The organism is Serratia sp. OS31 (assembly GCF_014164835.1).
Classification (GTDB): domain Bacteria; phylum Pseudomonadota; class Gammaproteobacteria; order Enterobacterales; family Enterobacteriaceae; genus Serratia; species Serratia liquefaciens_A.
On record NZ_JACJFQ010000007.1, the window covers coordinates 61,865 to 73,631 of the forward strand.

Annotated in this window: 10 protein-coding genes; 6 read left to right on the plus strand and 4 right to left on the minus strand. The window is 54.5% G+C overall.

Translation table 11 applies throughout. The annotated features are described in order from the left end of the window. Positions 1 to 162: 162 nt before the first annotated feature. Both fumC and H5P17_RS08425 read right to left on the minus strand, forming a co-directional pair. Positions 163 to 1,560, minus strand: coding sequence for a class II fumarate hydratase (gene fumC / locus H5P17_RS08420; RefSeq protein ID WP_182822322.1), 1,398 nt, complete (start codon positions 1,558 to 1,560; stop codon positions 163 to 165). 260 nt (positions 1,561 to 1,820) lie between these two features. After that, positions 1,821 to 2,153: a hypothetical protein gene (locus H5P17_RS08425; protein ID WP_182822324.1), complete on the minus strand. Its 333-nt coding sequence runs from the start codon at positions 2,151 to 2,153 to the stop codon at positions 1,821 to 1,823. A 525-nt stretch (positions 2,154 to 2,678) separates the two neighbouring features. On the opposite strand from H5P17_RS08425, the gene manA reads away from it, so the two are divergent. Further along, entirely contained in the window at positions 2,679 to 3,857 is a 1,179-nt protein-coding gene (gene manA, locus H5P17_RS08430) for a mannose-6-phosphate isomerase (protein ID WP_044552920.1), read from the plus strand. A 142-nt stretch (positions 3,858 to 3,999) separates the two neighbouring features. After that, a complete protein-coding gene (locus H5P17_RS08435) occupies positions 4,000 to 5,523 on the plus strand; it encodes a YdgA family protein (RefSeq protein WP_182822326.1) in 1,524 nt (507 codons plus the stop codon). A 43-nt stretch (positions 5,524 to 5,566) separates the two neighbouring features. Here H5P17_RS08435 and H5P17_RS08440 read toward each other — a convergent pair whose 3' ends face one another. After that, a complete protein-coding gene (locus tag H5P17_RS08440) occupies positions 5,567 to 6,550 on the minus strand; it encodes a DMT family transporter (protein WP_182822328.1) in 984 nt (327 codons plus the stop codon). Between the two features lie 96 nt (positions 6,551 to 6,646). Here H5P17_RS08440 and H5P17_RS08445 point away from each other — a divergent pair, with 96 nt between their 5' ends. Then, entirely contained in the window at positions 6,647 to 7,555 is a 909-nt protein-coding gene (locus tag H5P17_RS08445) for a LysR substrate-binding domain-containing protein (protein WP_182822330.1), read from the plus strand. Here H5P17_RS08445 and H5P17_RS08450 read toward each other — a convergent pair. Continuing rightward, positions 7,545 to 8,711 (minus strand): serine hydrolase, encoded by a 1,167-nt coding sequence (locus H5P17_RS08450; protein ID WP_182822332.1) that lies wholly within the window; start codon positions 8,709 to 8,711, stop codon positions 7,545 to 7,547. The two genes, H5P17_RS08445 and H5P17_RS08450, sit on opposite strands and share 11 nt — an antisense overlap. 101 nt (positions 8,712 to 8,812) lie before the next feature. Here H5P17_RS08450 and H5P17_RS08455 point away from each other — a divergent pair, with 101 nt between their 5' ends. The 3 genes from H5P17_RS08455 (at position 8,813) to H5P17_RS08465 (ending at position 11,740) form a co-directional block, all read left to right on the plus strand. Next, positions 8,813 to 9,742: a LysR family transcriptional regulator gene (locus H5P17_RS08455; RefSeq protein ID WP_182822334.1), complete on the plus strand. Its 930-nt coding sequence runs from the start codon at positions 8,813 to 8,815 to the stop codon at positions 9,740 to 9,742. A gap of 163 nt (positions 9,743 to 9,905) precedes the next feature. Next, positions 9,906 to 10,508, plus strand: coding sequence for a TetR/AcrR family transcriptional regulator (locus H5P17_RS08460; protein WP_182822336.1), 603 nt, complete (start codon positions 9,906 to 9,908; stop codon positions 10,506 to 10,508). A 77-nt stretch (positions 10,509 to 10,585) separates the two neighbouring features. Further along, a complete protein-coding gene (locus H5P17_RS08465; RefSeq protein WP_182822338.1) occupies positions 10,586 to 11,740 on the plus strand; it encodes an MFS transporter in 1,155 nt (384 codons plus the stop codon). The last annotated feature ends 27 nt before the right edge of the window (positions 11,741 to 11,767 follow it).

The following is an 11,767-nucleotide window of genomic DNA, read 5'->3' on the forward strand; positions in this document are numbered from 1 at the left end:
CTGACAAAGTCCTCAGCACTTAAAAGTTATTTTTTATCTACTAACAAAAATAAAGAATTATGTCTTCAGGTTTACCCCAAACATCCGAAAACCACGCTTTTCGGGCGTTTGTCATCAAACTAAGGCTTACCTCAGTAAGCCCTTTACAAGCCGGGCAATCAATTATTTCTTCATGCTGCCAACCATGTCTTCCGGACGTACCCACAGGTCGAACTGCTCTTCGGTCAGGTAGCCCAGCTTCAGCGCGGAGGCTTTCAGCGTCAGGCCTTCCTTATGCGCTTTCTTGGCAATTTCGGCCGCTTTGTCATAGCCGATATGCGTGTTCAGCGCGGTAACCAGCATCAGCGACTCATTCAGCAACTGGCTGATGCGATCGCGATTCGGTTCAATGCCCACAGCACAATGCTCATTAAAGCCCTGCATGCCGTCAGCCAGCAGGCGGATCGACTGCAGATAGTTGTGGATCACCATAGGCCGGAACACGTTTAGCTCAAAGTTACCGGAGGCACCGCCAATATTGACGGCCACATCATTGCCCAGCACCTGAGCACACAGCATGGTCATCGCTTCACACTGGGTTGGGTTGACCTTGCCCGGCATAATGGAGCTGCCCGGCTCGTTTTCCGGGATCGAGATCTCGCCAATGCCGCAACGTGGGCCGGAAGAGAGCCAGCGCACGTCATTGGCAATTTTCATCAGCGAAGCCGCCAGCCCTTTCAATGCGCCATGGCCGTGCACCAGTGCGTCGCAGGTGGCCAGCGCTTCAAATTTGTTAGGAGCGGTGACAAACGGCTGCCGGGTCAGATCGGCCAGGGCCTTGGCTACGCGAACCGCGTATTCCGGATGCGTGTTCAAACCGGTGCCCACGGCGGTGCCGCCCAGCGCCAGTTCGCAAATATGTGGAATGCTGGCTTCAATATGCTGCAGGTTATGCGCCAGCATCGCCGCCCAGCCGGAAATCTCCTGCCCCAGGGTCAGCGGTGTGGCATCCTGTAAATGGGTGCGGCCAATTTTGACGATATCGCGATAGGCTTCCGCTTTGTCGCTCAGGGTTTTATGCAGCACTTTCAGCTCGGGGATCAGATGTTCGCGCACGGCGATCACCGCCGCCACGTGCATCGCCGTCGGGAACACGTCATTGGAGCTTTGGCTCTTGTTCACATCGTCGTTCGGATGGACCCGCCGCTCTTCCCCACGCACGCCCCCCAACAGCTCGCTGGCGCGGTTGGCCAGCACTTCATTCATGTTCATGTTGGTCTGGGTACCGGAGCCGGTTTGCCAGATCGACAGCGGGAACTCGTTCGTATGCCGATCAGCCAGCACTTCATCGGCGGCGCTGATAATGGCGTTGGCCCGCTCCGCAGGCAGCAGCCCCAGGTCCATGTTCACACTGGCAGCGGCGCGTTTAGTCAGTGCCAGCGCATGAATCAACGCGGTCGGCATCTTTTCGGAAGAAATGCGGAAGTGCTCCAGGGAACGCTGCGTTTGTGCCCCCCATAGCCGATCGGCCGGCACTTCAATGGGTCCCATAGAGTCTTTTTCAATACGAACGGCTGCCATCACAATCTCCTTAGTACAATTCCTAAAAATGTACGATTACGCCAGCGCGCGCGAGCCCGCCAACACACCCATCCAGTATAGTGACATAATAACTATTCGCATTAAGAGAGTTGCCTCACAGCATTTTTCTTCCATTGTCAGGATTGTTGTACGGATATTATTTTCTGACGGATCACCCCAGCCTTTTCATGAACTCGCTGATTGCCAACAATAGAAAAAGCGCCGTCTGGCGCTCTCTTTATTAATTTCTCACGCGGGAATTAAGGGTGATGTTGATTATAGGCATTAATTCTTTGGTCTTGCAGATGATTGATTTCGTCGTAAGCATCCTGGCGTTCATTATGACGGTAGACTCCCGCCCCTACCGCTCCGACCACGGCGGCAACCGGGTGGGCTACTGGCGCGGCAGCCACCACAGGTGCCGATGTCACCACCACCGGAGCCGGTGCGAGCACCACGGGGCGCGGTACCACCACCACCGGACGAGGGGCGACAACAACCGGGCGGACACCGTAACCGTAAGCATGGGTCACCACCACGGCCGCATTGGCACCGGAAGTACACATCAGCAGAACCAGCAAAATTTTTTTCATTAGCGCCTCGGCGTTAGGAATAATCGGAGAACCATTTTGTTGGCCTGCACTGTATAGCGGTGCCACCCGTTAATTTAAGCCATTTGTGTGGTTGGCAATTTAAACCAAATCATTATGGTGATAGAGATATTCAGCAGGTAATAATTTGCGTCAAAAAACACAGCTTGAAATATTAGGTATAAATAAAGCCAAGAAATGACATTTATTTGTGAACTCAGGCCATATAAAAATTTGTTATTGCCACAGCCGACTCGCCCGCAAACGAAAATGGTGTTTTTTGAGCCGTTCAGGCCGATGCTCAGCGATATCTGGAGGGTGACAGAGGTCGTTATCTCGTTATACTTTACCCACCCTGAGCTGCAGCCCGGCGCGAATACCTTTACCGCCGACAACTGCGCCACTTGTTTGATCGCGCACCATTTTTTCACCCTCTTTCGGGTGTAGGATAAGACGCACAAAATTTATTTGTTTTACAGTCAGCCAATTACCGTCACCTGGCGGCGAATGCAAAGGATGTTTATCAAAATGCAAAAAATGACCAACGCAGTGCAAAACTATGCATGGGGCAGCCACGACGCGTTAACCCAGCTGTATGGCATTGCCAACCCACAAGGGCTGCCGATGGCGGAACTGTGGATGGGGGCTCACCCGAAGAGCAGCTCTCGCGTGGCCGGTACCGACGGTAATTTGCGCTCGCTGCGCGATGTTATTGATGAAGACCAGCCTAAGCAGCTGGGTGCCGAAGTAGCGCGTCGTTTCGGCGAGTTGCCGTTCTTGTTCAAAGTGCTGTGCGCCGATCAGCCGTTGTCGATTCAGGTGCATCCAAGCAAATCCGCCGCCGTAGCGGGCTTCGCCAAAGAAAACGCGGCCGGCATTCCGTTGGATGCGGCCGAGCGCAATTACAAGGATCCCAATCACAAGCCGGAGCTGGTATTTGCCCTGACGCCTTTCCTGGCGATGAATGGCTTCCGCGAACTGTCCGACATTGTTTCCCTGCTGCAGCCGATTGCCGGTGCGCACCATGATATCGCAGCGTTTCTGCAACAACCGGATGTCAGCCATCTGTCGGCTCTGTTTGCCAGCCTGTTGGCGATGAGCGGCGAGCAGAAATCGCTGGCGCTGGGGGTGTTGAAAGCCGCGCTGAATAACCAACAGGGTGAAACCTGGGACACGGTGCGCTTCATTGCCGGTTTCTATCCGGATGACAGCGGCCTGTTCTCACCGCTGCTGCTGAACGTGGTGAAGTTGCAACCTGGCGAAGCGATGTTCCTGTATGCCGAAACGCCACATGCTTACCTGAAAGGCGTGGCGCTGGAAGTGATGGCCAACTCGGACAACGTGCTGCGCGCCGGTCTTACGCCAAAATTCATCGACATCCCGGAACTGTTGGCCAACCTACAGTTCCGCCCGCAACCGGCTTCGGGGCTGCTGACCCAGCCGCAAAAACGGGGTGACGAGCTGTTCTTCCCGATCCCGGTAGAGGATTTCGCCTTCTCGCTGCACGATCTTTCCGCCGCCCCACAGGCGTTGGCGCAAGATAGCGCGGCCATTGTTTTCTGCGTTGAAGGTGAAGCTCTGCTGAGCAAACAGGACCAGCAACTGGTGCTTAAGCCCGGTGAATCCTGCTTTATCGGTGCTTTCGAATCGCCGGTCAGCGTCAGTGGCACCGGTCGAATCGCGCGTGTTTATAATCTGTTGGCGTAAACGCTCGGTAAATTTCCGCAAATTAGTTGCTGAAAGAGTGGCTTACCTTCACAATTAAACGCCTGCGGGCGTTTTTTTGTTGGCCCAAATTTGCCCATCCATCTGCGAGAGACAGATGGCTTAATTAAGGATGAACAGAACTATGAAAAAATCGTTAGTCGCTGTTAGCGTCATTGTGGTTCTTGGCGCGGCATGGACCGGGGCTTCCTGGTACACCGGCAAACTGATCGAACAACGGATGGGTGAAGTGGTTGATAACGCCAACAGCCAGCTGAAAGCCTATCTGCCGAAAGCCGGCGTTAAACTGGGTTATGAAAATTATCAGCGCGGTATTTTCAGCAGTAAAATTCGCTATGTGCTGCGCGCCGACGGCAGCATCACTACCGACGATGCTCCGCTGAAGCCGGGTGACGAAGTGGCGTTCCAGGAAACCATCGATCATGGCCCCTTCCCGTTAGCTCAATTGAAAAAATTCAACCTGCTGCCAAGCATGGCATCGGTGCACACCGAACTGGAAAACACCCCGGCGACCAAAGGCCTGTTTGACATCACCAAGGGCAAGTCGCTGTTTACCGCAGAATCTCGCATTTCCTACAGCGGTGACACCTCGTCCGCCATTGACGTGATCCCGCTGGATTACCAAAAAGACAAGTCGGCGCTGAAGTTTAGCGGTGCCACCATCAATGCCGATGTGTCACGCGACATGAAAGCCATCACCCTGGATGCCAGCAGCGACAGCGCCGTGATCAGCGGCCCTAATCAGTTCGGTCAGACCGAGCAGGTCCAGTTGCTGGGCACCTCGCTCAAAAGCCAGACCCATGCCGGCCAGTTTGATCTCAGCCTGGGCAACCAGGATCTGGTGCTCAAGCAAATCAAGGTCGCCGTTGACGGCAAAGACACCCTGTTGCTGGACGGCTTCAAGCTGGCAAGCCAATTCGGTGAGAAAGGCACCAACCTGAACGGTCAGCTTGATTACACCATTGATTCGCTGAAGGTCCAAAACAGCGACTTCGGTTCCGGCAAACTGTCGCTGAAAATCGACCAGCTGGACGCCAAATCGCTGAAAGAGTTTGCCGACCGTTACAACCAACAGGCGATGACCATGCTGCAACAGGCGCAAACGATGGATCCTGTCGCATACCAGCAGCAAACCACCGACATTCTGTTGCAAAACCTGCCGCTGTTGTTGAAAGGCAATCCGTCCATCAGCATCGCGCCGCTGAGCTGGAAAAACAGCAAGGGTGAAAGTACCTTTACCCTGAATCTGGATCTGACCGATCCGGCTCAAGCTGGGTCTCCTGCCGAGTCACCGGATCAACAGCTAGCCCGCTCGGTGAAAAAACTGGATGCCACTCTGAGTATTCCAGTGGCGATGGCCACCGAAACCACTTCGCAAACCGCATTGTTGCAAGGTTACAGCGCTGAAGAAGCGCAGAAACTGGCGCAACAGCAGGTGCAGGGGCTGGCGGCAATGGGCCAGATGTTCAAACTGACCACCCTGAAAGATGACGTGATCGGCAGCAGCTTCCACTACGCCGATAACCAGGTTGATCTGAACGGCAACAAAATGTCGCTGCAGGAATTCATCGGTATGTTTGGCCTGTTGGGCGCACCGGCGGATGAAGGCGCACCGGCACAGGACGCGGTACCCGCCCCTGCACAGTAAAAGCTGATTCACGCTCAAGGGGCCCGAAGATCGGGCCTCTTTTTTATTCCCCGCAGCCTATTTCCTGCTTTGCCTTTCTTTCCTGCCTGGCGTTAATCGTCAAAATAATATGCACCGCGACGGTGGCACCGGCTAACACCGCCAGCAAACCGGCAGCTTCCGGCAAGGAAGGAAAGCGTCGATGAATAAACAATCCCAGCAACGTGGCGAAAAGCGATTCCAATGCGATTAACTGCCCCGACAGCACCATCGGTAAGCTGCGGGAGGCCTGGTTCCACGCCCAGGCCCCCACCACCGAAGAAAATACCGCGATCAGCAGTGCCCAGGCGTACAGTGATCCAGCTTGTCTGAAGCCAAACCCCTGTTTCGGCAGTTCAAAAAGCCCAAGTTGTAACCCCCACGGCAACATCAGCAAGGTTCCCAGCGCACTACCGAGCATCATCAAACCGGTCCAGGCGGCGGTCGCATTTGTAGCTACCTTATCCAGTGAGAACTGGTTGAGCAGGCTGAATGCCAACCATAACCCCACGGCGATCACCGAGAAAATCAACCCGAGCCTCAGCGAGGGGGCGGCAGAGGAACCCAGGCCACCGCTGACGTTGATCAATAATAGCCCTGCGCTGAGCAACACCAGCGGCAGCCACAGCCGCCGCCAGGGCACTATTTTAGCCTTCGCATTTCCCAGCAACGCAAGCAGTACCGGTACCGTGCCGATAAAAGCCGGCGTCAACACCGGGCCACCGAAGGTTACGCCACCGGCAATAGTGGCGCTGTAGCCAAGGTAGCCGATATTGCCCAACGCCAATGCCGTCATGCGCGCCCGCCAGGACAAACCGAGCACGGCTGGCCAGTGTGCAATCATCAGCGCCAGGCCCAACAGGCCGGCAATCACAAAACGCAACGCCAGCAGATCAAAAATGCTGTACGCGCCGGTGACCAAAGGTGCGATGAAATTCAGCGCCCAGCTTAAGGTGGCGACGACGGCAAAAAAGATCCCGCTAACTAATTGATAACCTGAAGTGTGCATAGCTCAGTCTGTACGAAAAAGGGAGACCCCCATTTTTAATGAGTTCGTAACTGTGCTACAAACGAGTTATCAGCCACCAATGCATAATCTGTAGTTATGAATAGACTGGGTAAGTCACTACCACCGCTCGCCAGCCTGCTGCCTTTTGAGGCCGCTGCGCGTCTGGAAAGTTTTTCACGGGCAGCGGAAGAATTGCACCTGACGCAGGCGGCGGTCAGCAGACAAATTCGCCTGTTAGAAGAGAACCTGGCGACCAGGCTGTTTGACCGTCGCAATCGCGCGGTGTATTTAACGCAGGAAGGACGGGAACTGTGGCAGGTGGTAAGCAGCGCACTTACCGGCATCGGCAACCATGCCGAGCAGCTACGGGGCCCTACGGGTCGGCATCAGGTGGTGTTATTGGCGCAGCTCTGTGAAGCTTTTTATTGGCTGATGCCGCGGCTATCGACGTTTCATCAACGCCATCCTGAAATCGAAATTAACGTCGTGACCACCACGCAGCCGCTGACCGATTTTGATAGCCATTTCGACGTGGCGCTGCAAAGTACCGGTCGCGCCAGCGGCGCCAGCCCACTGGTTTTTACCGCCGCCGACGAGGTTTTCCCCGTCTGCAGCCCCGGGTATCTGGGCACGCATCAGGCGATAAGCCGTCTGGAGGATTTAGCGCAACATACGCTGCTGCACTATCGCACCACGCCTGCCCATCAGATGGAATGGGAAAACTGGCTCGCGGTATTCGGCATGACGCTCAGCAGCCACACTCAGGCCAGCAATTTCAATAGCTACCCGATGATGCTGCAAGCGGCGGTCGAAGGCCACGGCATTGCCCTCGGCTGGCGCAGAACCGCCGGCAAGCTGATCGACAGTGGCGCATTGGTCAGGCCCTGTGTCGAAAGCGTGCCGCTGCCGCAGGCCATATCGGTTTATACGCGATCAGCGCTGGCAGAACGCGCCGAAACCGCCGCTTTACTTCATTGGCTTCAGCAGGAGATGCTTAGCGAGTAGGTTCGCTTACCCCGTAGACGGCATCGCGGATTTGTTGCGGGTAAAGCCCGCTCATGCCTTCAAAGGCCGTATTGGTCAAGGCTACCACGCTAATCGCCGCTTGCGGATCGTAAAACCAACTGTGGCCATAGACACCGCCCCACTGCAAGGTGCCGTTGTGCTGAGGCGTCGCCGCCAACTGCGCATCTTCCAGTACCGCACCGCCGAAACCAAACCCCCAGCCAGGCCCCTGAGTTTCGGCGTGCGACCCGACATGAGCTTGACGCATCAGCGCTGCGGTGGCCGGCTGTAAAATGCCTTCCTTGCCACTGCGCAAAGTTTCCACCAACTGCAACACATCGTCTGCATCACCGACCATGCCAGCGCCGCCAGAAGGATAGGCCTGAGCGTCCAGTGCTCGCGAGGGGGCCAGTTCAATCTCGAAGCCGAACCCTTCCGGCAGGGTCAGCAACATGCCATCTTGTATAGGTTCCGGCGGCGAAGCGGTGTCGTGATACGCCGTTGCCAGATTATCGGCATCGGCGGTGTAAAAACCGGTATTACGCAACCCCAAAGGTTGGGCAACCCAGTGCTTGAACACCTGCGGCAAGGGCTCGCCCGCCACCTGTTCCAGCACCGCCCCCAGCACATCGATTGCCAGTGAATAGCGAAACTCGCTGCCCGGCACCGCCAACAGGTCGGCCTGCGCCAACAGACGCAAATTCTGCTCCAGCGTCAACGAAGACAACTCCATACCATCTTGAATGCCGAGTCGATGATACGGTCCCTCCGCAGGCTGGCTCAGGCGGTAATCCAGCCCGGCAGTGTGGCTCAGCAAATGACGGATTTTAATCTGCGAACGAGCCCCATTGGCCAGCGCCGGGGTGAACCACGGCAGCCAACGGCTGACGGTATCATCCAGCCCCAGCTTTTGCTGTTCGATCATGCGCATGGCCGCCAGCGTAATGTAAGGCTTGGACACCGACGACAGCCGAAATTGGGTCTCACGCCGCATGGGCCGCCGCTGTTCACGATCGGCATAACCGCTGGCATTGGCGTAAACCACGCGACCATGCCGCGCGACCAGCACCACGCTGCCAACAATACGCCCTTCATCAATCGCCTGTTGGCTGACGGCCTGCACTCTTTTTGCTAATGACTGATCCGATGTAGACATGTTTTGTTGCTCTCTGAGGATAATAAAATCAGTCTATAGCGATTATTATAAAATTAAATGCCGCATTTCTTAACGGATCATTAAGCAGGAATTACTGATAGATGAGCTCACTGTTGCAGCTGCTGCCGTTTTTCGAAGCCGTCGCCCGATTGGGCAGTTTTACTCAGGCGGCCAATCAATTGGGCGTCACGCCTCCGGCTGTCTCGCAAAATATTCAGGCGTTGGAAACCCGCCTGGGCGTACGGCTGTTCAACCGGACCAGCCGCTCCGTGCGGCTAAGTGATGAAGGCCGTCTGTTTTATCAACGGGTCGCACCGGCTATGGGTCAGATTGACGTCGCGGCGGAAGACCTGCGAACTTTGCGCGGCCGCCCTTCCGGGCTGTTACGCATCACTCTGCCACAGCTGGCGGCTTCGCTGCTGGTTATGCCTCATCTGGCCGAGTTTCAGGCACGTTTCCCCGAGATCCAGCTTGAGCTGTTTACCGACGACCATTTCTCCGATCTGGTGCTGGACAGCTTCGATGCCGGTATCCGCATGCACGCCATGCTGCAAAAAGACATGATTGCGATCCCAATCGACAACGGTCAGAAACGGGTGGTGATCGCCGCCCCCGGCTATTTGGCGCAGCACGGCACGCCGCAAACACCGCAAGCGCTGAGCGATCACGACTGCCTGCGTTACCGTTTTCCCGGCAGTGGTAAATTCGAACCCTGGTATTTCAGGCAGGATGGCGCGCAGCTGACGCTGGAGGTCGGCGGTAGCCTGATATTTAACGAAGACAGGTTGATTAAAGATGCCGCGCTGGCGGGATTGGGTATCACCCAGCGGTTTAGCGGCACGGTACACCCTGAACTGAGCAGTGGGCAACTGGTGGAAGTTCTGGCCGATTACGGCAGTGATGCCCCCGGGTTTTTCCTCTATTTTCCCGCCAGTCGACATATGCCGCTCAAGCTGCGCGTATTTATTGATTTTATGCGCGAAAAACGAGCGCAACAGTCACCTTTCGAAAACCGCATTAGCGCGCCCTGAGTTTTTTTGGGCGGCACAGTGCGGGAATTACACATAACTTAATGATAAATAGAGATATACCATTTAAATAACTCGAGAAATAATAGGAGGGGAAATTATTTGACTGATCGTTCCACAATCAATACTATACGGCCTCAACTCATTTAAAGCCCCCCAATCCGCCATGAGTGCTGAAAAACCTATCTATCCAGGTCGTCCGAGACAGTTCGAAGATGAGGATGTCATTGATGCCGCCGTGGCCGTTTTTAGCGTCAATGGCTATGCAGGCACCTCTGCGCAAGATTTATGCAACGGAACCGGATTGGGGAGAGGAAGCCTATATAATGCCTTTGGTAGCAAGCAAGCTCTGTACGAGCAAGCATTGTTGCGCAGCCATGAACACACCATGTCGGCGCAATTAGCCATTCTCACACAGCCTGGCCTGGTGAAGGAACGACTACGTACCCTGCTGCTATGGGGTATTGCCGAAGATCTCTCGCAACCTGAGCAACATGATGCCATGGTCTTGTTCTCGGCACTGGAGCGAGGCAGCAAAGACCAGGCGGTCGCCAGTCTGAATCAAGAATATCGGCAACGTTTAGAACAAACCCTGGTCGCGGTGTTTACCGAAGGCCAACGAACAGGAGAACTCGGTAGCAAAGCATCCGCGATTGAAATGGCCAGAGGCTTTTTGGCCGGTTATTACGGTTTGCGCGTGCTGAACAAAAACATTTCAGATAGAAATACCCTCGAAGACGTCGTCGCAGGTCTGTTAATCAACTTATAAAACAAAGAAAAAAATCTCATAAAGAGTATTAAATATTTTTGTAACGATCATTCAAAATCCAGGAGAGCAGTAAAGCTATGCCGTTAGCAGTATATATATTGGGGTTGGCCATTTTTTCAATTGGCACAGCAGAATTAATGGTGGCGGGCATGATGTCTACTTTGTCCGAAGCCTTTAGTATCACCGTTGGGGAAGTCGGTCATTTAATCTCTTATTATGCCTTTGGCGTGATGTTGGGTGGCCCGGTATTAACCTATTTCTTCTTGAAATTTAAAGCTCCCTACCGAACCACCTTATTGTGGCTATTAGCTCTGTATGTCGTGGTGCAGGGTTTGAGTGCCTTTATTTCCGATTACTCTATTCTGGTTGCTATCCGAATTGTGACGGGCATTTTGTGCGCTGGGTGTTTGAGCCTTTCGCTGGCGACCAGCATGGCGTTGGTTCCGATACAACATCGCCCGCGAGCCGCCTCGATAGTCATCGGCGGTTTTATGGTCTCTAACGTGTTTGGGGTGCCTCTTGCCACCATCATCGATCAACACTGGGGATGGCGCATCACCTTCGGCCTGGTCGCCGTGTTGGTCTTTATCTGTTTGTTGGCGCTGGTGCGCCTGTTACCCGCTATTGCCGCAGGCAGGACGCTTAAAATGGCAGAGGAAATCAAGGCTTTTAAAAACAAGGCCTATTGGAAAGCCTGCACCACCAGCTGCTTAATTCTGGGCGCCAGCTTCGCGGCCTTCAGTTATTTCGTTCCCGTTTTGGTCGACGTCAGCGGCTTTAGCATGCAGGCCGTCCCCTTTATTTTGATGCTTTACGGCCTGGCCAATATTGTCGGTAACATGATCACCGGGCGTCTGGCCTATCGCCACAGCCTGGCGATTATGGTGGTGGGACTGACTATTCTCAGCCTGTCGTTGTTCGGCATGGCGTTATTTGCCGAATACCCGTTAATCGCCATTTGTGCAGTAATACTGATTGGCCTGTCCGGTGTGCCAATGAATCCTGCCATGATGGCGAGAATTGTTAGCGTGGCTCATCCAGGGCCCATGGTTAATGCTGTTCATACTTCAGTGATTAATATTGGTTTAGGTGGCGGTTCTTATTTGGGAGGAATGGCGATCGCCTCCGGCTATGGCTTGCGTTCGGCCTTGTGGATTGGGATGGCATTGGCAATATTGGCACTGTTGTCAATTTTACCCTATTTGCGCCGCGGTCAGCAGGGCTGGAGTTAATTTAGAACGAGTGAGATCAGGGGCGCC

Coding starts and splice junctions, on each gene's coding strand:
- fumC (WP_182822322.1), bottom strand. CDS start 1,560: ATGGCAGCCGTTCGTATTGAAAAAGACTCTATGGGACCCATTGAAGTG.
- H5P17_RS08425 (WP_182822324.1), bottom strand. CDS start 2,153: ATGAAAAAAATTTTGCTGGTTCTGCTGATGTGTACTTCCGGTGCCAAT.
- manA (WP_044552920.1), top strand. CDS start 2,679: ATGCAAAAAATGACCAACGCAGTGCAAAACTATGCATGGGGCAGCCAC.
- H5P17_RS08435 (WP_182822326.1), top strand. CDS start 4,000: ATGAAAAAATCGTTAGTCGCTGTTAGCGTCATTGTGGTTCTTGGCGCG.
- H5P17_RS08440 (WP_182822328.1), bottom strand. CDS start 6,550: ATGCACACTTCAGGTTATCAATTAGTTAGCGGGATCTTTTTTGCCGTC.
- H5P17_RS08445 (WP_182822330.1), top strand. CDS start 6,647: ATGAATAGACTGGGTAAGTCACTACCACCGCTCGCCAGCCTGCTGCCT.
- H5P17_RS08450 (WP_182822332.1), bottom strand. CDS start 8,711: ATGTCTACATCGGATCAGTCATTAGCAAAAAGAGTGCAGGCCGTCAGC.
- H5P17_RS08455 (WP_182822334.1), top strand. CDS start 8,813: ATGAGCTCACTGTTGCAGCTGCTGCCGTTTTTCGAAGCCGTCGCCCGA.
- H5P17_RS08460 (WP_182822336.1), top strand. CDS start 9,906: ATGAGTGCTGAAAAACCTATCTATCCAGGTCGTCCGAGACAGTTCGAA.
- H5P17_RS08465 (WP_182822338.1), top strand. CDS start 10,586: ATGCCGTTAGCAGTATATATATTGGGGTTGGCCATTTTTTCAATTGGC.